Annotated in this window: 22 protein-coding genes and 1 riboswitch; of the genes, 11 read left to right on the top strand and 11 right to left on the bottom strand. The window is 71.5% G+C overall.

The genetic code is table 11. The features are described from left to right. The first annotated feature begins 168 nt into the window (after positions 1–168). From ITJ59_RS10145 to ITJ59_RS10130, 4 genes are read left to right on the top strand one after another with little or no spacing between them, the layout of a single operon-like run. On the top strand, positions 169–1,311 hold the full coding sequence (locus ITJ59_RS10145; protein WP_194651005.1) for an ABC transporter substrate-binding protein: 1,143 nt from the start codon (positions 169–171) through the stop codon (positions 1,309–1,311). Between the two features lie 5 nt (positions 1,312–1,316). Then, on the top strand, positions 1,317–2,267 hold the full coding sequence (locus ITJ59_RS10140) for an ABC transporter permease (RefSeq protein WP_228511362.1): 951 nt from the start codon (positions 1,317–1,319) through the stop codon (positions 2,265–2,267). Beyond that, entirely contained in the window at positions 2,264–3,163 is a 900-nt protein-coding gene (locus ITJ59_RS10135) for an ABC transporter permease (RefSeq protein ID WP_194651003.1), read from the top strand. The genes ITJ59_RS10140 and ITJ59_RS10135 overlap by 4 nt, the downstream gene beginning before the upstream one ends. Next, entirely contained in the window at positions 3,160–4,230 is a 1,071-nt protein-coding gene (locus tag ITJ59_RS10130; protein WP_194651002.1) for an ABC transporter ATP-binding protein, read from the top strand. The genes ITJ59_RS10135 and ITJ59_RS10130 overlap by 4 nt, the downstream gene beginning before the upstream one ends. A 178-nt stretch (positions 4,231–4,408) precedes the next feature. Here ITJ59_RS10130 and ITJ59_RS10125 read toward each other — a convergent pair whose 3' ends face one another. Beyond that, positions 4,409–4,888, bottom strand: a complete 480-nt coding sequence (locus tag ITJ59_RS10125) for an NUDIX hydrolase (RefSeq protein WP_194651001.1) — start codon at positions 4,886–4,888, stop codon at positions 4,409–4,411. Positions 4,889–4,947: 59 nt separating this feature from the next. On the opposite strand from ITJ59_RS10125, the gene nagB reads away from it, so the two are divergent. Continuing rightward, positions 4,948–5,733: a glucosamine-6-phosphate deaminase gene (gene nagB, locus ITJ59_RS10120; protein WP_194651000.1), complete on the top strand. Its 786-nt coding sequence runs from the start codon at positions 4,948–4,950 to the stop codon at positions 5,731–5,733. A gap of 233 nt (positions 5,734–5,966) precedes the next feature. Here nagB and ITJ59_RS10115 read toward each other — a convergent pair whose 3' ends face one another. Continuing rightward, positions 5,967–7,154, bottom strand: a complete 1,188-nt coding sequence (locus ITJ59_RS10115) for a MalY/PatB family protein (RefSeq protein ID WP_194650999.1) — start codon at positions 7,152–7,154, stop codon at positions 5,967–5,969. A gap of 131 nt (positions 7,155–7,285) precedes the next feature. On the opposite strand from ITJ59_RS10115, the gene ITJ59_RS10110 reads away from it, so the two are divergent. Then, positions 7,286–9,742: a GH92 family glycosyl hydrolase gene (locus ITJ59_RS10110; protein ID WP_323749470.1), complete on the top strand. Its 2,457-nt coding sequence runs from the start codon at positions 7,286–7,288 to the stop codon at positions 9,740–9,742. A gap of 42 nt (positions 9,743–9,784) precedes the next feature. Here the strand turns inward: ITJ59_RS10110 and ITJ59_RS10105 are convergent, their stop codons facing one another. Next, on the bottom strand, positions 9,785–10,426 hold the full coding sequence (locus tag ITJ59_RS10105) for a hypothetical protein (RefSeq protein WP_194650998.1): 642 nt from the start codon (positions 10,424–10,426) through the stop codon (positions 9,785–9,787). A 194-nt stretch (positions 10,427–10,620) separates the two neighbouring features. Between ITJ59_RS10105 and ITJ59_RS10100 the strand changes: the two genes are divergently transcribed. From ITJ59_RS10100 to ITJ59_RS10090, 3 genes are all read left to right on the top strand, one after another. Next, positions 10,621–11,046: a hypothetical protein gene (locus ITJ59_RS10100; RefSeq protein WP_228511361.1), complete on the top strand. Its 426-nt coding sequence runs from the start codon at positions 10,621–10,623 to the stop codon at positions 11,044–11,046. A gap of 117 nt (positions 11,047–11,163) precedes the next feature. Further along, the gene (locus ITJ59_RS10095) at positions 11,164–11,823 is read left to right on the top strand and encodes a TetR/AcrR family transcriptional regulator (protein WP_194650997.1); all 660 of its coding nucleotides are present in this window, start codon (positions 11,164–11,166) and stop codon (positions 11,821–11,823) included. Positions 11,824–11,899: 76 nt separating this feature from the next. Next, a complete protein-coding gene (locus ITJ59_RS10090; protein ID WP_194650996.1) occupies positions 11,900–12,202 on the top strand; it encodes a hypothetical protein in 303 nt (100 codons plus the stop codon). Positions 12,203–12,207: 5 nt separating this feature from the next. On the opposite strand, the gene nagA is transcribed toward ITJ59_RS10090, so the two are convergent. The 6 genes from nagA to ITJ59_RS10060 form a co-directional block, all read right to left on the bottom strand. Then, positions 12,208–13,374 (bottom strand): N-acetylglucosamine-6-phosphate deacetylase, encoded by a 1,167-nt coding sequence (nagA, locus tag ITJ59_RS10085; RefSeq protein ID WP_194650995.1) that lies wholly within the window; start codon positions 13,372–13,374, stop codon positions 12,208–12,210. After that, positions 13,371–13,778 (bottom strand): YrdB family protein, encoded by a 408-nt coding sequence (locus ITJ59_RS10080; protein WP_194650994.1) that lies wholly within the window; start codon positions 13,776–13,778, stop codon positions 13,371–13,373. The genes nagA and ITJ59_RS10080 overlap by 4 nt, the downstream gene beginning before the upstream one ends. A gap of 8 nt (positions 13,779–13,786) precedes the next feature. Then, complete coding sequence (gene purU, locus ITJ59_RS10075) at positions 13,787–14,647, bottom strand: formyltetrahydrofolate deformylase (protein ID WP_194650993.1); 861 nt, start codon at positions 14,645–14,647, stop codon at positions 13,787–13,789. Next, entirely contained in the window at positions 14,644–16,002 is a 1,359-nt protein-coding gene (locus tag ITJ59_RS10070; RefSeq protein ID WP_194650992.1) for an MFS transporter, read from the bottom strand. Before ITJ59_RS10070 ends, purU begins: the two co-directional genes overlap by 4 nt. A 101-nt stretch (positions 16,003–16,103) precedes the next feature. Next, the gene (locus ITJ59_RS10065) at positions 16,104–16,538 is read right to left on the bottom strand and encodes a MarR family winged helix-turn-helix transcriptional regulator (RefSeq protein ID WP_194650991.1); all 435 of its coding nucleotides are present in this window, start codon (positions 16,536–16,538) and stop codon (positions 16,104–16,106) included. A 54-nt stretch (positions 16,539–16,592) separates the two neighbouring features. Beyond that, the gene (locus ITJ59_RS10060; RefSeq protein ID WP_194650990.1) at positions 16,593–17,051 is read right to left on the bottom strand and encodes a MarR family winged helix-turn-helix transcriptional regulator; all 459 of its coding nucleotides are present in this window, start codon (positions 17,049–17,051) and stop codon (positions 16,593–16,595) included. Positions 17,052–17,111: 60 nt separating this feature from the next. Between ITJ59_RS10060 and ITJ59_RS10055 the strand changes: the two genes are divergently transcribed. After that, positions 17,112–17,984 (top strand): NAD(P)H-binding protein, encoded by an 873-nt coding sequence (locus ITJ59_RS10055; protein ID WP_194650989.1) that lies wholly within the window; start codon positions 17,112–17,114, stop codon positions 17,982–17,984. A gap of 95 nt (positions 17,985–18,079) precedes the next feature. On the opposite strand, the gene ITJ59_RS10050 is transcribed toward ITJ59_RS10055, so the two are convergent. Both ITJ59_RS10050 and clpS read right to left on the bottom strand, forming a co-directional pair. Beyond that, a complete protein-coding gene (locus ITJ59_RS10050; RefSeq protein ID WP_194650988.1) occupies positions 18,080–18,556 on the bottom strand; it encodes a DUF2017 family protein in 477 nt (158 codons plus the stop codon). Beyond that, a complete protein-coding gene (clpS, locus tag ITJ59_RS10045; protein ID WP_194650987.1) occupies positions 18,553–18,858 on the bottom strand; it encodes an ATP-dependent Clp protease adapter ClpS in 306 nt (101 codons plus the stop codon). The genes ITJ59_RS10050 and clpS overlap by 4 nt, the downstream gene beginning before the upstream one ends. A 37-nt stretch (positions 18,859–18,895) precedes the next feature. After that, a riboswitch (ZMP/ZTP riboswitch) is annotated at positions 18,896–18,981 on the top strand. Positions 18,982–19,034: 53 nt separating this feature from the next. Here clpS and glyA point away from each other — a divergent pair. Next, positions 19,035–20,339, top strand: a complete 1,305-nt coding sequence (glyA, locus tag ITJ59_RS10040) for a serine hydroxymethyltransferase (RefSeq protein WP_416354860.1) — start codon at positions 19,035–19,037, stop codon at positions 20,337–20,339. The last annotated feature ends 1 nt before the right edge of the window (position 20,340 follow it).

Raw genomic sequence — 20,340 nt, 5'->3', positions numbered from 1 at the left:
TCATGCCCGATCCGAAGCCGGTTGCGCAGATCACAGCCGCACCCGCTGTTCCGCCACCGTTCACCGCCGCAGCACGGGGCGGAAACCGGCCGCGTCCACGATCGTCCCGGGCCGAGAACCGCGGCCCAACCCGAAGCACCCGCAGCACCCACCCGAAAGGCACCTCACGTGCAGCACAAGCGCACCATCGCCGGCATCGCCCTGGCCGCCGCAGCGATCGTCACCCTCGCCGGATGCTCGGCCACGAGCTCGGCCAGCACGACGAAGGACGACACGGACTGGAAGACCGCCACGAGCGCCGAGTCCTCCGGCGGCATGGACGCCCTGGTCAAGGCCGCGAAGGCCGAGGGACAGCTCAACGTCATCGCGCTGCCGCCGTCGTGGGCCAACTACGGCAAGATCGTCGACGGCTTCACGAAGAAGTACGACATCAAGATCAACTCCGCGAACCCGAACGGCTCGAGCGCCGACGAGGTCGCCGCGGTGAAGTCGCAGAAGGGGCAGTCCACCGCTCCCGACGTCCTCGACCTCGGCAACGCCGTGCTGCAGGAGAACCTCGGGCTCCTCACCGACTACAAGGTCGCGAACTGGGACGACATCCCCACCGACCTCAAGGAGAAGGACGGCGCCTGGACCCGCGACTACACGGGCCTGATGTCGATCGGGTACGACTCGTCGAAGATCTCCGACGCCCCGAAGGACCTGACGGACCTGCTCGGCTCCGAGTACAAGGGCAAGGTCTCGATCGCCGGCGACCCGACCCAGGCGAACCAGGCAGCATCCGCGGTCTACCTGGCGGCCCTCGAGAACGGCGGCTCGGCCGACGACATCACCAAGGGCGTCGACTACTTCGGCAAGCTGAAGCAGGCCGGCAACTTCCAGAACGTGCTGCCGACGCAGGCCACGGTGGCCTCGGGTGAGACTCCGGTCGTCATCCAGTGGTCGTACAACAACCTCGCGTGGGGTCCGGCCGCGGGCGCCTCCGGCAACAAGAACTGGAAGACCGTCGTGCCCGAGGGCCAGGCGCTCGGTTCGTACTACTCGCAGGCGATCAACAAGGACGCCCCGCACCCCGCGGCCGCCCGCCTGTGGCAGGAGTACATCGCCAGCCCCGAGGCACAGAACCTGTACCTGCAGGCCGGTGCCTTCCCCGCGACGCTCTCCGCGATGGAGAAGTCGGGCAAGGTCGACCAGGACGCCCTCGATGCCGCCGGTGGCGCGCCGAAGGACTACGTCGAGCTGACCGACGCGCAGGTCGCGGACGCCGCGAAGGTGCTGTCGTCCAAGTGGTCCTCCACGATGGGGTCCTGACCAGCATGACCACCGCATCGGCGGGCGCGCGCCCGAAGACCGCCGCACCCGCGACGAGCACGCTGATCGTGCCCGCCGATGCCACCCGCGGCGCCGGACCCCGTGTCCGGCGCCGCGTCGGCCTGGCCTGGCTCGGCCTCACTCCGTTCGCTGCGTACGTCCTGCTCTTCCTCGCCGTACCCGCGGTGATCGCCGTCGGCAGCGGGTTCTTCACCAGCGACGGGGCGTTCACCCTTGCGAACCTCGCGGCCTTCGCCGACCCGTCGGTGCTGCGCGCCTTCGGTGGCTCGTTCGGCCTGTCCGCCGTGTCCGCGGTGATCGGTGCCGTCGTCGGTGCGCTCGTCTGCTGGGCGCTGTCAGCACTGCGTCCGGACGGACTCGTCCGTTCGATGATCGACTCTGCGGCCAGCGTCCTCGCCCAGTTCGGCGGCGTGATGCTCGCGTTCGCGTTCATCGCCACGATCGGCGCGCAGGGGCTCGTCACCACGTGGCTGGTCGCCGTGTTCCACGTCGACCTCAACGCGAACGGCGCGTTCCTGTACACGGTCCCCGGGCTCGTGATCCCCTACGTCTACTTCCAGGTGCCGCTGATGGTCCTCACGTTCATGCCCGCGTTGGAGGGCGTCAAGGCACAGTGGGGTGAGGCCGCCGCCACCCTCGGCGCCTCCCGCGCCACGTACTGGCGCCGGATCGCCCTGCCCGTGCTCGCGCCGGCGTTCTGGGGCTCGCTCCTCCTGCTCTTCGCGAACGGCTTCTCGTCGTTCGCCACCGCCGCGGCGCTCATCTCGCAGGGCGGCATCGTGCCGCTCACGATCCGCACGCAGCTGACGAGCGAGACCCTCATCGGCCTGCAGAACGTCGCCGGAGTCCTCGCCTTCGGCATGGTCGTCGTGATGGCGATCGTGATGGGCGCGTACTCGCTGCTGCAGCGCCGAGCCGCCCGGTGGCAGCGATGAGCGCGATCAGTGGGGCAGCAGCGGTCGACTCGGCTGTCGGCGCGCGCACGGCCGGTCCACGGCAGCCGGGAGGCCCGACCCGCGTCAGCCGCTTCGGCACGGCCCCGTCTCGTGGCACCGCCACGGCCGTGCTCACGGTGGTCGGGCTCGCCTTCGCCGTCCCGCTGGTCGCCCTGGTGCAGTTCACCTTCCGACAGGGGACCGACGGCGGACTGACGTTCGCGCACTGGGCGGCCATCGGCGACCCGGTCAACGCGGCCACCTACCAGCCGGTGTTCGACGGCCTCGGGGCGTCGCTGCTCATCGCCGCCATCACCGTCGGCATCGTGCTGTTCGTCCTGCTGCCCGCGCAGGTCATCACGGCGCTGCGCTACCCGAGGCTCCGCCGCGTGCTGGAGTTCGTCTGCATCGTCCCGATCACGGTGCCCGTCGTGGTGCTCGTCGTCGGCTTCATCCCCGTCTACCAGGTGGTCGCGCAGGTCTTCGGTTCGGGTGCCTGGACGCTGGCCTTCGCGATCGGCGTCATCACGCTGCCGTTCGCGTTCCGCCCGATCGCCGCCGCCATCACCGCGATGGACATGACGGTCCTGTCCGAGGCCGCCCGGTCGCTCGGGGCGTCGTGGTGGACGGTCACCTGGCGGGTGCTCCTGCCGAACCTCCGCCGGGGCATCACCGCGGCGTGCTTCCTCACCATCACCGTGGTCCTCGGCGAGTACACGCTCGCCGCGTTCCTGTCCCGCACCACCTTCCAGACCGCGCTCGTGCTCGTGCAGCAGACCGACCCGTACGTCGCCGCGATCTTCTCGGTCGGCGCGCTGGTGTTCGGCTTCGTCCTGCTCGTCGTCATCGGCCGGATCGGCACCGGTCGCCGTTCCCGCACCAAGGAGTCCGCATGACCGTCATCGCCCCCGCCGCCCCGGCGTCGCTCTCCTCCACGGGTGCGACCGTCGAGCTCGAGGCCGTCGAGAAGCACTACGGCGCGCACCGGGCACTGGCCGGACTGTCGCTCCGCGTCGAACCGGGCGAGTTCGTCTCCCTGCTCGGCCCCTCCGGCTGCGGCAAGACGACGGCGCTCCGGGCACTCGCCGGCCTCGAGGCGATCGACGCCGGCGCCATCCGCATCGACGGGCAGGACGTCGCCGCCACCCCGGTCAACAAGCGCGACATCGGGATGGTGTTCCAGCAGTACTCGCTGTTCCCGCACATGACGGTGCGGCAGAACGTGGCGTTCGGCCTCGAGATGCGTCGCGTCCCCGCAGCGGAACGCCGGACCCGGGTCGTCGAGGCGCTCGACATGGTGCACCTGGGCGAGTTCGCCGAGCGGTACCCGCACCAACTGTCCGGCGGGCAGCAGCAGCGCGTCGCCCTGGCCCGCGCCCTGGTCACCAGGCCGCGCGTCCTGCTGCTCGACGAGCCGCTGTCCGCCCTCGACGCCAAGGTCCGCGTCGCACTCCGCGACGAGATCCGCCGCATCCAGACCGACCTCGGCATCACGACCGTGTTCGTCACGCACGACCAGGAAGAGGCGCTCGCCGTCTCCGACCGCATCGCCGTGATGAACGCCGGCGACATCGAGCAGATCGGCACGCCGGAGGAGCTGTACCGTTCACCGTCGTCGGCGTTCACCGCTGACTTCGTCGGCCAGTCGAACCGGCTGCAGGGTGATCTGCGCGGCGGCGACGTGTTCGTGTACGGGTTCCGCGTGCCCGCGCTCGACTCCTCGGTCGCCGACGGGCCCGTGCTCGCCTACGTCCGACCGGAGGACGTCGCCTTCGCCCCGGAGGGCATCACCGGCACCGTCGTCAGCTCGAGCTTCCTCGGGTCCATCCGCCGCACCACGGTCCGCCTCGACGACGACACCGTCGTCACCGTGCAGCACGAGGTCGGCGACCGCCGTGCCGCGGGCCAGGCCGTCGCCGTGCGCCTGCTCGGCGCTCCCGTGGCGGTCGCCCCGCTCGCCTGACGGCTGCGTCCTCTCGCGCTGAGCGACAGTCCACGCCGGGCCGGGCACGTTCCCTTCGCGAAAGCGACAGTTCCCCGCGGAACGTTGGCGGCACACTGTCGCTTTCGCGGGGTGGGCGCGACCACGGGCGGCCTGGAGGCGCGTGGCGGGGCCGCCCCGCGCCTCCAGGCCGGTGGGGTCAGCGCTGGAAGCGCGCCTCGCGCTCGTCGGCCAACGCCGCCGCGATGCGCGCACGCATGTTCGGGTGCATCTCGGGCAGGTCGTCGAGCCGTGCCCAGAACGCTTCGGTGTTCTCGCCGTCGGCGGGGTTCGGCGTGCCGGACACGTAGCGGCAGGCGAACACCAGGTCGAGGTACTGCGCCCGGTCGCCGTTCGGGTACGTCAGCTCCGGCAGCACCTGCACCCACGCCAGCCGCTCGGCGACGGCGACGACGTCGGCTTCCTCGAGGACCTCGCGTTCGGCGGCGACGGCGGGTTCCTCACCCGGGTCGATGATGCCGGTGACCGGGGTGAAGGAGCCGTTGTCCGCACGACGGACCACGAGGAGTTCGCGATCGTCCCCGTCGCCCCGGGTGACCACCGCGGTCACGCCCGTCATCCAGAGCGGATCGGTGCCGATCTTCGAACGGAGGGACAGGACGAAGTCAGGGGTGGGCATGCGCCCACGCTACCGATCCGGCCCTGTCGGAGACTGGTCATGACCAGTAGCATGGGGGCGTGGAGATCATCATCCTGCCCACGCCGGCTGAGGTCGGTCGCGTCGCCGCGGCCAAGATCGCGTCCGTCGTCGCCAAGAAGCCGTCCGCCGTCATCGGTCTCGCCACCGGATCCAGCCCGCAGGGCATCTACACCGACCTGCAGCGTCGGGTCGGTGCAGGCGAGATTTCGTTCGCCGAAGCCCGGGGGTTCGCCCTCGACGAGTACGTCGGCATCCCGCTCGAGCATCCGGAGTCGTACGCCGCCGTCATCGCACGCGACGTCGTGGCGCCGCTCGGGTTCGACCCCTCGCGGGTGCGGGTGCCCGACGGTCGTGCCGACGACCTCGAGTTCGCGGCCAAGGAGTACGACGCCGCGATCCGTGCTGCCGGCGGGATCGACGTGCAGATCCTGGGGATCGGTGCGAACGGGCACATCGGGTTCAACGAGCCGACGTCGTCCTTCGCCTCGCGCACCCGCATCAAGACCCTCGCGCCGTCGACCCGTGACGCCAACGCCCGGTTCTTCGACTCGCCCGAGCAGGTCCCGACGCACTGCATGACGCAGGGGCTCGGCACCATCCTCGAGGCGCAGCAGCTCGTCCTCGTCGCGCAGGGCTCGGCCAAGGCCGACGCGATCGCCGCCGCGGTGGAGGGGCCGCTCAGCTCGTTCGTTCCCGGTTCGGCGCTGCAGCTGCACGAGCACGCGACGGTCGTCGTCGACGAGGAGGCCGCTGCAGGCCTGCATCTCGCCGACTACTACCGCTACACGCACGCGAACAAGCCGGCCTGGCAGGTGTTCGAGTAGGACCTGCCCTGACGCCGGTGTGTTGCCCTGACGCCGGCGTGTTGCTCAAGCAGTGCGCCGGTGCGTGGTCGAGCACGCCGGCGTGTTGCCGTGACGCCGCCAAGTCGTCGAGACGCCGCCGAATTCGGCGGCGTCTCGTCAGTTCCGAGGCGTCGAGTGCACACGCCGGCGTCTTCCGAACTCAGCACGCCGGCGTCTTCTGAACCCAGTACGCCGGCGTCTCGAGGGACTCGTCAGCCGTCTGCGCGCTGCCGGAACGCGATGTGCAGGCGACTGAGGCCCTCGTCGAGGGTCTCGGCCGAGCACCCGAAGTTGAGCCGCGCGAACCCCGTGCCCTGCCGTCCGAACGCCGGTCCCGAGGCGAGCGCCACCTTTGCCTCGTCGACCAGCACCGCCGCGGGGTCGTCGCCCCACGGCAGCGCGCGCAGGTCGAGCCGCGCCAGGTAGGACGCCTGCGGCTGCCGGTACTCCGCGCCGGGCAGGACCTCACCGATCCGCTCGGCCAGGGTGCGCCGGTTCGCGGCCAGTTCGGTGAGCAGGGACGCGAGCCACGGGCCGCCCTCGCTGAACGCGGCCACACTCGCGGTGTACCCGAGGATGCCGGTGCGCTCGACGACCTCGGTCGGCAGCGCGTCGAACCAGCCGCGGGCCCGCTCCGAGGCGCCGACGATCAGCGCGCACTTCGTGCCGGCGAGGTTCCAGGCCTTGCTCGCGCTCGTCAACGAGACCCCGAGCGCGGCGGCCTCGGGGCAGGACTCCAGGAACGGCGTGAAGACCGCGTCGGCGTGCACGAGCGGCGCGTGGATCTCGTCCGAGACGACCACGGCGTCCCACTCGGCCGCCAGCTTCGCGAGTGCGACGAGCGACGAGCGGTCGTGCACCAGGCCGAGGGGGTTGTGCGGGTTGCAGAGCAGCACCGTGCGGGCCCCGTCAGCGAACGCCTGCGCGAGGCCGTCCAGGTCCATCTGCCAACCGGCGGTGGTGTCGAACGGGTCCGCGGGGCCGTCGGGTGCGAGCAACGGGACCTCGGTGACGGTGCCGCCGGCCTCGGACACGTACTCCCAGAACGGTGGGTACACGGGCGGCATGATGACGACCTGGTCGCCGGGCTCGATGATCCGGCGGAGCATCTCCACCGCCGCGACCGAGACGTCCGTGGTGGTGCGGACGAGGTCGGGGTCGACGCGCCAGGCCCACCGGCTCTCAGCGAAGTCCGCGAACGCCTCGGGCAGGGCCCGGCCGTGGCCGACGTACCCGGTGTCGCCGTTCGTGACCGCGGCGACGAGGGCGTCACGCACCGGCTCCGCGAGCATCGAGTCCATCTCGGCGACGAACATCGGCAGGACGTCCGGCGGGTACGCCGTGTACTTCTCGCTCGTACGGCTGCGGTGCGCATCGAACACGGAGACCATGACGCTCATGCGCCCATCCTGACAGTGGGCACCCGTCCGCGGCAGTGGAACGCGTGGAAGACCACCCGGCCGGTGAACAGCAGGAGAGGGCTCGGTGACCGACCGCACGTCCCCCGTCCGAGGGGGCTAGCGTCGCCGACGTGAACCGATCCCGCGTGCACCGTCGCCCGCTCTTCCGCCCGCTCCCGCTCGCCGCGGTGGCCACGATCACCGCGCTGCTCGGGACAGCGGTGGTCGCCGCACCGGCCGTCGCCTCGCCCTCGGCGCAGGCAACGCAGGCGGGGAAGACCGTCTCCGACCCGGCGCGGTACGTCGACCCGTTCATCGGCACGAGCGGCGACGGCAACACCTGGCCCGGCGCCACCGCCCCGTTCGGCATGCTCCAGTGGAGCCCGACCGGCACCTCGGGCGACCAGACCTCGACCCCGGTCGCGAACGGCTACTCGTACGACGTGAACCGGCTGCGTGGGTTCAGCCTGACCCACCTGAACGGCGCCGGCTGCGCGCCGGGAGCCGCCGGGGACGTGCCGATCATGCCGATCACGACCCCGGTCACGACGTCGCCGTCGTCCGACTCCACCGACGCGGTCTACGCCGCCGGCTACTCGCACGACGACGAGTCCGCGAGCCCCGGTCGGTACAGCGTCGCGCTCGACAACGGCGTCCGCACCGACCTCGCCGTCACCACCCGCGCGGGCGTCGGCGAGTTCGCATTCCCGGCGGGCGGCGCTGCGAACCTGCTCTTCCGCACCTCGAACTCGATCAACGGCAGCGAGGCCGCGACCACCCGCGTCGACGCGCGGACCCGCACCGTCAGCGGCAGCGTCCTGACCGGCGGCTTCTGCAGCCGCCGCGCGAACGGCGGCGGGGCCACCAACCCCGACCGCCGCAGCTACTACCGCCTGTTCTTCACGGCCACCTTCGACACGGCCTTCACGAGCACCGGCACCTGGCAAGACGGCACGGTCCGACCGGGAGGCACGGCCTCCTCCGGTGGGGAGGGCTACCTCACCGGCGCCGACCGTGCCGGACGCGGCTCCGGCGCGTGGGTCGGTTTCGACGCGCGTCGCGGTGCGACGGTGCACGCGAAGATCGGCATCTCGTACGTGAGCGCCGCCGGAGCGGTCGCCAACCGCGACGGCGAGGTGACCCAGCGCTCGACCGTCGCCAGCGTGGCGGCCGGTACACGGGCCTCCTGGAACCGTGAACTGTCGCGCCTGCGCGTCGGCGGCGGCACCGCGGACCGCACCACCCAGCTGTACACGTCCGTCTACCACGCGCTCATGCAGCCGAACACGCTGAACGACCGCGACGGCCGCTACCTGGGGCCGGACCAGCGGGTGCACCGCACGGACCGGGGACACCGTGCCGTCTACGGCACGTACTCCGGCTGGGACCAGTACCGGGCGCAGATCCAACTGCTGGCGCTGCTGCGGCCGGACGTCGCCGGGGACATGGCGCAGTCGATGCTTCGGTTCGCGCAGCAGAACGGCGGGGTGTGGGACCGCTGGCTCCACCTGGGGGCGCCGACGCACGTGATGACGGGTGACCCCTCGGCTGCGACGCTCGCCACCTGGTACGCCATGGGGGTCCGGAACTTCGACGTGCGGGCCGCCTACCAGTCGCTGAAACGGCAGGCGACCGTCGAGAACGCCGACGCCGAGAGCGACATCGGGTGCCCGGGCCAGTGCCTGGCGCAGCGGCCGGCGCTCGACGAGTACCTGCAGCGGCAGTACGCCGCGAACGACGACTGCTCGTGCTGGGGTGGCGCTGCCGAGACGCTCGAGGACTCGATCTCCGACAGTGCGCTCGGGTACTGGGCGGGGTCGCTGGGGCTGCGTTCCGACGCCCGGATGTTCGCGGAGCGCGGGACCTACTGGAAGAACACCTTCGACCCCGCCGTCGGCTACCAGGCCGCTCGTCAGGCCGATGGGTCGTGGACGCCGGACTGGTCCCCCTCGACCGGCACCGGGTTCGCGCAGGGGACGAGCGCGCAGTACACGTGGCTCGTGCCGCAGGACGTGCAGGGACTGTCGACCGCGCTGGGTGGTGACGACGCCGCTGCCGCGCGGCTGGACGCGTTCTTCCACGACAGCAGCGGCGCGTTCGCGGTGACCGGCGGCGACGCCACGAAGTTCGACCCGACGAACGAGCCCGACATCCACACGCCGTGGATGTACAACGCGCTCGGCAAGCCGTGGAAGACGCAGGAGACCGTGCGGCAGGTCGTCGACGACGCCTACGCGACCGGGCCGAGCGGGCTGCCGGGCAACGACGACCTCGGCACGATGAGCGCCTGGTACGTCTTCGCGTCGATCGGGTTGTTCCCGCAGACGCCGGGGCGCGCGGAGATGCTCATCGGCAGCCCGACGTTCAGCACGGTGGACATCCGGCGGTCGAGCGGGGAACGGATCGTCATCCGGTCCTCGGGCACGGCGGAGTACGTGCACGGTGCGCGGTTGAACGGGCAGGCCCTCGAGAAGTCGTGGGTACCGGCGTCGTTCGTGACCCGCGGTGGCACGCTGTCGCTCCGGGTCGGGGACACGGCGGACACGCGCTGGGCGAGCGGACAGCGGGGGCGGCCGATCGACCGCTGAGTCGGGCCGGGGCCGTCGAGGTCTGACCCTTCGACCGTGCGGTCAGCGGCAGGGTCTGCGTGGCGCGGTACCGAGTGGCCGTCCGGTCTCCGTGCGCCGACGCTTCCGTCGTGCGCGGCGGACGTCGAACGGCAGGCCGACGGCCACGAGGGCGAGTCCGACCGCTCCGACCGTGACCCCGTGCCGCACCTGGCGCTCCAAGAAGGCTCGCGCGTCGTCGCCTGCGAGCGCGACCGTCCAGCGGTGGTCCGGATCGTAGAGCACCGCGAGGCGGCTCCCGCGCTCGTAGACGTCGGGATCCCGCGTGGAGTACCGGCGCAGCGAAGCAGTGAACACGTCGCCGTCGACGGACTGCTGGGTCACCGGCCAGTACTCGTCCCAGGAGCCTCCCCGGTACCCGCCGTGGTGTTCGTGCCTGACCTCGACGACGACCGCCTGCGCCGTGCGGCCACGCTGCTGGAGGTCGGTGTTCTGCCGGAGTGCGGACACGTCGCCGGGCAGGTACGGCACCGTCAGCAGGATGGCGAGGCCGCCGATGATCGTGAACCAGCGCGCCCAGGTGTTGCGGGCGTACGTCCGGAGGCCCTGCCAGAAGCGGGCCCACGTCAGTGGTCGGTGAGGGCGACGCTTCCGCGGTCGTCGTCTGCGCTGATCCGGCTGCGCCCTCGTGCTTCCCCCTGCCACTGGACCAGAGTACGGCGCTCGCCGCTGCACATCGCTCGGCCGTGGCAGGCGGTTGCGATGTCGCGAACCCGCCAGCGGAACGTGTCACGGATCGAGAGACTCGCAGATGCCTCGTGACCGCCGCGAGGGCAGACCGCCATCCTCGGGATGGGCGGCCGATCACAGACCGCCCAGAACCTGCGCGCCACCGGGGAGTGCGTCATCAACCTGCAGTCGACGACCTCGCCCTGACCACCGGCCGGTCACCGGTGCCGATCGACAAGGCCGCCGCCGGGTACCGCCACGAACCGGACAAGCTGCGTTCGGCCGGCCTGCACGGCAGAACCGGGGACACCGTGCGCGCGGAACGCATCGACGACTGCCCCGTGAACCTCGAAGCCCGCGTCGTGCACGTTCGACCGCTGGGGACGGGGGACACGGACGACAGCGCGACCTTCTTGTTCGAGGCCGCGATCACCCGGGTCCACGTCCACGACTCGATCCGCGCTCCGGGAACCGCCGATCGGATCGATCCGGATCGCTGGCGTCCCCTGATCATGAGCTTCCAGCGCTTCTACGGGCTGTCCGCGGCGCTCCACCCGTCTCGGCTGGCCGGGATCGACGAGGAGTGGTACCGCTGACACGACTCAGGGGGTGCGGGCGCCTGCTTCGAGTTCGGGTCTGGAAGCAGGCGCCCTCAGCGAGGGTACTCCGAAACGGAGGTTCCTCTCCAGATAAGAACCGGATAGGTTGCCTGCATGTCCGACAACCGTCGTGTGCGAGCGGAACGTGTCGAAGTACGTCGCAGTCGCGAGGCGATCCTCGCGGCGGCAGAGGCGCACTACGCGGTGAAGGACGCCGACCCGTCGATGGTGCAGCTCGCGCAGCTCGCCGGTGTCGGGATCGCCACGCTCTACCGCCGGTACGCGAGCGTCGACGACGTCATCCGCGCACTCCACGCTCGACTCATCGTGCACTTCACACGGGTCGAGGACATGGTCGCAGCACGATCGACCGCATGGGACGCCGTGGTCGCCCTGGTCATGGGCATCATCGACGTCCTCCAGGAGCACCCCGCGATCCCGCGCCTCAACCGGAAGATGGTCGCGCTGGACGACAGCGACCAGTTCACCTCGACGTGGAACGACCATCTCGACGCCTTGATCCACGCAGCGCAGGCGGAGGGATCGCTCCGAGCCGACGTCACCGCGAACGACGTGACGTTCGCCGCGTTCCGCATCGGCAGCTACTCGAACCTTCCCCCCGACGACGCCGGTCGCATCATCGGCAGGCAGGTCGGCATCGTGCTCGACGGGCTCCGCGCTGACGGCACCCGCCAACCGCTGCCCGGCGACCCCATCACCATGGCTGAACTCCACGGCATCTTCCAGCACGAGGCGGACCACCCCGTCGAGTGACCGCGCGACGGGAGCGGAACGTGCGGGCCTCGGCGCGTGCCGTCCCCTACGATCGTCCCGACGAAGGGGGATCACCATGACCGAGCTCGCCGATTGGGAGACCGAGGGCGCCAAGGCCCGACCGGCGACCCCGGATGACCGCAACCGGGTACCGGCGCCGGCCGCGCTCCGCGCCACGACCTGGATCGGCGTGCTGCTGCTCGTCGCTGCGCTGTTCGTGTTCGTCGGCGCCGCAGCACTCGGCCTCCGTGAGGACGAGACCGAGGCGCACTTCGTCGCCCGACTCGTGATCGTCGTCGTCATCGGCGCGGCCGTCGCAGTGGTCGGCGCGGTCGCCCTGCTGCTCCGGCTCGTCGCAGGAGCGCTCGTCCGGCACTGACCGGGTCAGCGCAGCTCGCGCCCGCCGCCCCACACCCGTTGTACCTCGAGCGCCGGCGACAGCGCCACGAGATCCGCCGCGTACCCCGGCGCGAGCCGCCCCAGCCGGTCGCCGAGCCCCAGCGCCGCAGTCGGCACGCTCGTCAGCGCCGCCACGGCCTCGGGCAGCGTCCGTCCGGCGAGCGACACCGCATTCCGCAGCGCCACGTCCTGCGTCAACGTCGAACCCGCGATGGTCTCGGTGCCGGCGACGTGTGCCACGCCGTCGGTCACGGTGACGTCGAGCGACCCCAGCCGGTACGAGCCGTCGGCCGCTCCAGCAGCACCCATGGCGTCGGTGATGAGCGCGACCCGGCCCGGAGCAGCCCGGAACAGGGTGTCCGCGACGACGGGGTGCACGTGCACGGCGTCGAGGATGAGCTCGAGCGTCACCCGGTCGTCGGCCACGGCGGCACCGATCGGCCCCGGTGCACGGTGGTGCAGCCCCGGCATCGCGTTGAACGCGTGGGTCAGCAGCGTCGCGCCGGCGTCGAACGCGGCACGGGCCTGGTCATGGGTGCTGACGGTGTGGCCGACGGCGACGGTGACCCCGGCGGCGACGAACCGGCGGACGGCGTCGAGGGCACCGGGGAGTTCCGGCGCGATGGTGACCTGGCGGATGACGCCCTCGCCGGCCTCGAGCAGCGCCTCGGCCGCTGCGGGTGACGGGTCGACGAGGAACGACTCGTTGTGGGCACCCTTGTTGTGCGGGGACAGGAACGGCCCCTCCAGGTGCACCCCGAGCACGAGCGGGTCGGCCGCCATCACGGCACGGACCTGCGCGAGCGACGCCGCGAGGGCCGGGATCGGGTTCGCGACGAGCGACAAGACCGAGCGGGTCGTGCCGTGCGACCGGTGCATCGCGAGCGACCCGGCGAACGAGTCGTCCTCGTAGGACTCGGTCGCTCCGCCGTGTCCGTGCAGGTCGGTGAACCCGGGCGTCAGGACCGCGTCACCCAGGTCGACGACCCGGTCCGCCGCGGGAGCTTCGGGGCCGGAGCCGACCGCGTGGACCACGTCACCGGTGAGCAGGACCCAGCCGTCCGCCGTGGACCCGGCCGCGTCGACGACGCGGGATGCGCGCACCAGGGTGCGCTGGGCCTCCCGGCCGGCCTGGAGGCCCGTGGCACTCATGCGGTCTCCCTGCGGAACGCGATCACGCCGCTCAGGGCGGCGATCACGATGAAGACGAAGCCCACGACCGGGTGGCCGATGGAGAGCCAGGTCGCGCCTGCGGCGATGACCAGGGCGACCTCGACGATCGTCTTGCCGACGATGTCGGTCTCGATCGGCGAGGCCGGCGAGCGGAAGAAGTACCAGACGACGGCGGCGAACAGCGGAGCGCCGATCATGAACAGGTAGCCGGGCAGGGGGAGCTGCCACGACCAGTAGCCCCAGAACGCCAGCGAGAGCAGGCCGAACGTGCAGACCAGGATGCGGAGCACGCGCCAGGCGTCGAACGGTCGTCGCTGCTTGCCGGCGGGGGACGGGCCGGGGACCGCTTCCCAGTCGACGGGGGACTGCGGGGCGTTCGTCATGGTGCTGCCTACTTGAAGATGATGGTGCGGGCGCCGTCGAGCAGGACGCGGTCCTCTGCGATCCAGCGCACCGCCTGGGTGAGGGTGCGGGACTCTTCGTCCTGGCCGATGGAGACCAGCTCGGCGGGGTCCTTCGTGTGGTCGACGCGGACGACGTTCTGCTCGATGATCGGGCCCTCGTCCAGGTCGCTCGTGACGAAGTGCGCCGTCGCACCGATGAGCTTCACGCCGCGGGCGTGCGCCTGGCGGTAGGGGTTCGCGCCCTTGAAGCCGGGCAGGAACGAGTGGTGGATGTTGACCGCGCGGCCCTCGAGCGCCGCGCAGAGCTCCGGCGACAGGATCTGCATGTAGCGGGCGAGGACGACCAGTTCGATGTCGTGCTCCTCCACCGCCTCGAGCACACGGCGCTCCATGGCGGCCTTGCTCTGCGCGTCCGACACCGGCCGGTGCTCGAACGGCACCGAGTAGAACGACGCGAGCTCGGCCAGGTCCGGGTGGTTCGACAGGACGAGGGGGACCTCGATCGGCAGCTGTCCGCCGCGCTGCCGGTAGAGCAGGTCGTTCAGGCAGTGGCCGGCCTTCGACACGAGGACCAGGGTGCGCAGCGGGCGACCGACGACGTCGAGCTGGACACGGGCGTCGTAGCGGGCGGCGACGGGGGCGAGTGCTGCCTCGAAGGTCGCGCGGTCCACCGGCGCCATGACCTGCAGGCGCATGAAGAACGTGTTCGTGTCGACGCTCGAGAACTGCTGCGACTCGGTGATGTTGCCGTGGGCGGCGACGACCGCTCCGGAGACGGCGTGCACGATCCCGGGCTGGTCGTCGCAGACGAGCGTCAGGGTCCAGTGCGTGGGGGTCGGGTCGGTCACCGGATCAGGGTACCGGGCGCGGCGGCGGCGGGCGCGGCGGCCGCGCGCAGGCGCCGGTCGGCCAGGGTCAGGACCGTCAGGAGCACCGCGACGCCGAGGATCACCCACGCCAGCACGTGCAGGTCCGGCGTGGTCGGGGCCTGCCCGAACACACCACCGATGAGCGACGACGCCCCGATCGCCCCGATGTACACCGCCGTGCGGGACAGCCCGGCCGCGGTGCCGATGTACGACGCGGGCACCAGTCGGTACAGCGCCGCCTGATTCGACACCGACGCCAGGGCCTGTGGGACGCCGAACAGCGCCGGCGCGAGGGCGAGCAGCACGACCGGCGACCCGGTGTGCAGGAAGAGCAGGAGCGCCCCGCCGACGATCGGCACGACGGCCGCGACGATCAGGGGTCCGCGCACGGCGGTCTTCCGGGCGACGACGAACGACGCGATCCCGGCCACGATCGCTGCGGGCAGCTGGATGTACCCGGCGACGTCGCTCGAGTACCCGGCGACGTCCTGCACCCACTGCGAGAACCCGTAGGTCATCGTGTACGCGAGCAGGTAGGTCAGGAACAGCCGCACGTAGGTGCGGGACAGGGCGCCGTTCCGCGCGAGCATCCGGACGTCCACGAACGGCCGGACCGCCCGCAGCTCCCAGAGCACCAGGGCGACGAGCAGCACGATCGCCACCGCGAGCAGCCACCACAGCCCGGCGGACAGGTCGAGCAGGAACACGAGCAGCGCGGAGACCGTGCCCGTCATCAGCAGCATGCCGAACGGGTCGAGCGCCTGCAGGACGGGCAGGGCCTCGTCGTCACGCGGACGGAGACGGTCAGACGGCAGCCACATCGACGCGACGACGATGCCGAACGCCGCCAGGGGCACGTTCACCAGGAAGATCGCGTGCCAGCCGAACGCCGCGATGAGCGCACCGCCGAGGGGCGGCCCGGCCGCGGCGGACACGAGCGAGGTGATCGACAGCGCTCCGAGCACGAGCGGCGGGGTCGGCTTCCCGATCCGCGCCGAGTGCTGCCGCAGGGTGGTGAGGGCCGCCGGGTACGCGGACGAGGTCCCGATGCCGATCAGGACGCGGGCGAACACCGCGCCGCCGAAGCCGGTCAGGAACTCGGGGACGACCCCGGCGACGCCGACGATCACGAGCCCGGTCAGGAAGACCTTCTTCGGGCCGAAGCGGTCGGCGAGCTTGCCCATCGTCGGCTGCGCGATCGCACTCGCCAGGTACAGGGCTGCGACGAGCCAGATCGCCTGTGCCGCACCGATCCCGAGGTCGCGGGAGATCGGTGTGAGGGCGACGGACACCATCGTGGTGTTGATCGGGTTGAGCAGCGGCCCGACGAGCACCGGGATGAGGAGCTTCGGGCCGAAGCCGCTGCCGGTGGCTGCCGGGTCGACGACGGGAGCGGGGGTGGTCGAGGTGGACGTGGTGTGGCTTCTCTCTCGGTTCAGGGTTCGACGACCGGCCCGAGCACCGCCATCGCGCGTGCGACGACCCGACGGTCCGCCTCGGACAGCGTGGCCAGTCGATCGGCGAGCTCGCGGTTCCGGACGGCCCACGTGGCCTCGCGCGCGGTCGCCCCGGCCTGGGTCGCGCTGATGATCGAGCGGCGCCCGTCGGTCGGGTCGGCCTGGCGCTCGGCGAGACCGAGGTCGACGAGGGCCTGCACGGTCGCGCCCATCGACTGCGGCCGGACGCCCTCGGCACGTGCCAGGTCGGCCACGGTGGCGGGGCCGTACCGCAGCAACCGCCCGAGTGCGGCGGTCTGTGAGGCGGTGACCTCGTCGGCCTTCGAGGCGAGCAGCGACCGTCGGAGTCGGCCGTGCATCGTGAGGACGGCGTCGGCGAGGTCGGTCGCGTCGGTCTTGGGTGCGTCGGTCACGCTCGGACGCTACGCCTCACCAGGGCAACTTGCAAGTTGTCCTTCTGGTATCGGTCAGGGGACGGCTGCGTCGTCGTCGCTCGTGTCCTCCGATCCGAGCAGCGGGTGCAACGCATCGTTGACCTGGTCGCCGAGGTGTCCGAACCACGCGTTGCTCGCGGACACCACGGGATGGGCGCGCGCCAGCAGCGCGTCACCTTCCGGCGTCAGGTGCATCCGGGAGGCCCGCCCCCGGCCCGGCGCGGCGCCCCGCTCGACGAGTCCGCGCGTCGACAACCCGCCGACGAGCGTCGTCATGCTCTGCGGTCGCACGCCGACGGCGCGAGCGAGGTCGGCCTGGCTGAGCTCGCCCGCGGCGGCGAGCTGGATGAGCACCCCGAACTCGACGGGCGTGAGTCCGAGTGGTGCCAGGTCGACCGCCAGTCTCCGTGACAGGGTCCGGGCTGCGCGGATCACCGTCCACGCCACGATCCCGTCGACGTCGGTGCGTGGCGCTGCGGGTTCCTGGGACACGAGGCGATCGTACCGACGTAGGGTCAGGTATCAGAAAACTGATACCAACGAGGAGTGCGTATGAGCGAGATCGTGGCGGTGACCGGCGTGACCGGAGACGTCGGTGGCAAGACGATGGACGAACTCCGGCGGGAGGGCGCCTCGGTGCGTGCGATCGTCCGCCGACCGGAGCAGGTCGCGGCGCTCCGCGCCCAGGGGATCGACGCGCGCCGCGCCGACCTCGACGACGAGGACGCGCTGACCGCAGCACTCGACGGGGTCGACCGGTTCTTCCTCGTCACCCCGGTCAGTCCGCAGCAGGCGGCGCAGGGCGCCGCCGGGGTCCGAGCGGCGCAACGGGCCGGCGTCGGGCGCATCGTGCACCTGTCCGGCGGCGACGCCGCCGAGCACTCGCCGATGCCGTGGGCGAGTGCCGCCTGGCGTACCGACCGCCTGGTGCGCGACAGCGGCCTGGCGTGGACGATCCTGCACCCGTCGTCGTTCATGACCAACGTGACCCCGTCGGCGCCCGCGATCCGTCGTGGGTGGTTCCCGCACACGACGGGTCGTGGTGTGATCGGCTGGATCGACACCGAGGACATCGCCCGGTCAGCTGCTCGCGTGCTGACGAGCGACGGCCACGACGGTACCGAGCCCGTGCTCACCGGCCCGGACCTGCTCGACGCCCGTGGGGTCGCTGCCGCGCTCGCCGCTGGCCTCGGGCGTCCGGTGCGGGCGCTCCACCTGCCGAGCCGGGTCTACGCCGGCGTGCTGCGACGCAGCGGCGTGCCGGCGTGGCTGGCCGAGGGGCTCCGGCAGCAGTTCGGCCGGGTGGTGCGGCGCGGACTCGACGGTGTCGACGTGATGAGCGACGACGTGCTGCGGATCACCGGGACCGCACCGCGCAGCCTGACCGACTGGGCGAGGGCCCACCGCGACGACCTGCTCGGGTGACGGGGTTCAACGCTCGGGGCACGCGACCGGTTCCTCCGTCGAGAACGCGAGCAGGGCCTCCCGGTCGTCCTCGGTGGTCGCGCGGAAGGTGACCGTCACCGCGGGTCGGTCATCGTCGTGATCAGGTGCTCCTGCACGTACCCGAGCCAGTCGTAGACGTCGCGCAGGCCGACGCCCGCGTCGGCCTCGACCGAGCGTTCCTCGTCGTCGGCGTCGACGATCCCGAGGCGGTCGGCGATCGTCAGCCGCAGGTCGGTCAGGGTGCGGAGCCAGGCCTGCTCGTCCTCGGCATCGAGGGCGCCGTCGCGCGTCCCCGTCAGCCACTCGTGCACGGTCGTCGCGTTCGAGGTCTTCTGCACCAGCAGGTCGGACTGCGTGTACTTCCGGAACTCCGCGCTGGCGTCGTCGTCGTCCGGGTAGGCATCCGGGAACATCCGCTCGGTGACCGGGTCCACCGACAGGTCGCCGTCGAGCACCTGGCGGAGCTGCTCGGTCAGGGACGTGAGCAGACCGCGCTCGCCGGAGGACATGCCGAGGTGGACGCCGTCGGAGCGGCGGACGAAGGGGATCACGCCTCGGGGGCCTTGTCGACGGTCGCCTGCAGGCCGTAGCCGTGCATCGACTGGACGTGGGCCTCCATCGATTCGCGCGGCCCCGTCGCCACGATGGCCCGCCCCTCGGTGTCGACCTGGTGCATGAGCCGCTCGGCCTGCTCGCGACCGAAGCCGAAGTGCCGCTGGAACACGTAGGTGACGTACGACATCAGGTTCACCGGGTCATCCCACACGACGGTGACCCACGGGGTGTCCGCGCGCGCACTGGTCCGTTCGTCCGGGGTGGTCCGTTCATCCACGTCGGGCGAGGTCAGCGTCATGCATCCAGGGTGACACAGGGCGGACGGCTCGGTACGATCGTCACGTCGCGACTGGCGTTGGATGGGTCACCATCGGGGAGCGACACCTGACACGGTGCGCGGCCGTACGCCTGGGCTGCACCGACCGATCGTCCGTGCGCGACCTCCCGGTCGTCGCCAACCCACGTAGGAGAACCGTGTCCATCACCGATCTGCCCGCCGTCGACGGCTCCGTCGACACCGACCGCGCAGCATTCAACGCCCCGCTCGACCAGGTCGACCCCGAGATCGCCGCCGTCCTGCAGCAGGAGCTCGGCCGTCAGCGCGACACCCTCGAGATGATCGCGTCCGAGAACTTCGTGCCGCGCGCCGTGCTCGAGTCCCAGGGCTCCGTCCTCACCAACAAGTACGCCGAGGGCTACCCCGGCAAGCGCTACTACGGCGGCTGCGAGTACGTCGACGTCGCCGAGCAGCTCGCCATCGACCGTGCCAAGGCGCTCTTCGGGGCTTCCTACGCCAACGTCCAGCCGCACTCGGGCGCCACCGCCAACGCCGCTGTCCTGCACGCCATCGCCTCGGCCGGCGACACCATCCTCGGCCTCGAGCTCGCGCACGGCGGTCACCTGACCCACGGCATGAAGCTCAACTTCTCCGGCCGCATCTACAACGCCGTGGCGTACGGCGTCGACCCCGAGACGTTCGAGGTCGACTACGACGACATCCGTGCCAAGGCCATCGAGCACCAGCCGAAGGTCCTCATCGCCGGCTGGTCCGCGTACCCGCGCCAGCTCGACTTCGCGAAGTTCCGTGAGATCGCGGACGAGGTCGGCGCGAAGCTCTGGGTCGACATGGCGCACTTCGCCGGCCTCGTCGCCGCCGGTCTGCACCCGTCGCCGGTGCCGCACGCCCACGTCGTCTCGTCGACGGTGCACAAGACCCTCGGCGGCCCCCGGTCGGGCATCATCCTGTCCAACGACGAGACCCTGTTCAAGAAGCTGAACTCCGCGGTCTTCCCGGGCCAGCAGGGCGGCCCGCTCATGCACGTGATCGCCGCCAAGGCCACCGCGTTCCTGCTCGCCGGCACCCCCGAGTTCAAGGCCCGTCAGGAGCGCACCATCCGCGGTGCCCGCCTGCTCGCGGATCGGCTCACGCAGCCGGATGCCCGCGCGGCCGGCGTCGACGTCCTCACCGGCGGCACCGACGTGCACCTGGTGCTGGTCGACCTCCGCACCTCCGAGGTCGACGGCAAGCAGGCCGAAGACCTGCTGCACGAGGTCGGCATCACCGTGAACCGCAACTCCGTGCCGTTCGACCCGCGTCCGCCGATGGTCACCTCGGGTGTCCGCATCGGCACGTCGGCGCTGGCCACGCGTGGTTTCGGCGACGCCGAGTTCACCGAGGTCGCGGACATCATCGCGCTGACCCTCATGCCGAACCCGGACATCGCAGCGCTCTCGGCCCGGGTGAAGACCCTGACCGACGCGTTCCCGCTGTACGCGTGAG

It is taken from the genome of Curtobacterium sp. VKM Ac-1393 (assembly GCF_015350995.1).
In the GTDB taxonomy this organism is placed as follows: domain Bacteria; phylum Actinomycetota; class Actinomycetes; order Actinomycetales; family Microbacteriaceae; genus Curtobacterium.
This window is presented reverse-complemented; position numbering and strand designations above follow the sequence as displayed.

Bases quoted from the DNA above. Each gene is read 5' to 3' on its own strand.
- ITJ59_RS10140 (WP_228511362.1), top strand. From the start codon at position 1,317: ATGACCACCGCATCGGCGGGCGCGCGCCCGAAGACCGCCGCACCCGCG.
- ITJ59_RS10135 (WP_194651003.1), top strand. From the start codon at position 2,264: ATGAGCGCGATCAGTGGGGCAGCAGCGGTCGACTCGGCTGTCGGCGCG.
- ITJ59_RS10130 (WP_194651002.1), top strand. From the start codon at position 3,160: ATGACCGTCATCGCCCCCGCCGCCCCGGCGTCGCTCTCCTCCACGGGT.
- ITJ59_RS10125 (WP_194651001.1), bottom strand. From the start codon at position 4,888: ATGCCCACCCCTGACTTCGTCCTGTCCCTCCGTTCGAAGATCGGCACC.
- ITJ59_RS10115 (WP_194650999.1), bottom strand. From the start codon at position 7,154: ATGAGCGTCATGGTCTCCGTGTTCGATGCGCACCGCAGCCGTACGAGC.
- ITJ59_RS10095 (WP_194650997.1), top strand. From the start codon at position 11,164: ATGTCCGACAACCGTCGTGTGCGAGCGGAACGTGTCGAAGTACGTCGC.
- ITJ59_RS10090 (WP_194650996.1), top strand. From the start codon at position 11,900: ATGACCGAGCTCGCCGATTGGGAGACCGAGGGCGCCAAGGCCCGACCG.
- nagA (WP_194650995.1), bottom strand. From the start codon at position 13,374: ATGAGTGCCACGGGCCTCCAGGCCGGCCGGGAGGCCCAGCGCACCCTG.
- ITJ59_RS10080 (WP_194650994.1), bottom strand. From the start codon at position 13,778: ATGACGAACGCCCCGCAGTCCCCCGTCGACTGGGAAGCGGTCCCCGGC.
- ITJ59_RS10055 (WP_194650989.1), top strand. From the start codon at position 17,112: ATGAGCGAGATCGTGGCGGTGACCGGCGTGACCGGAGACGTCGGTGGC.
- clpS (WP_194650987.1), bottom strand. From the start codon at position 18,858: ATGACGCTGACCTCGCCCGACGTGGATGAACGGACCACCCCGGACGAA.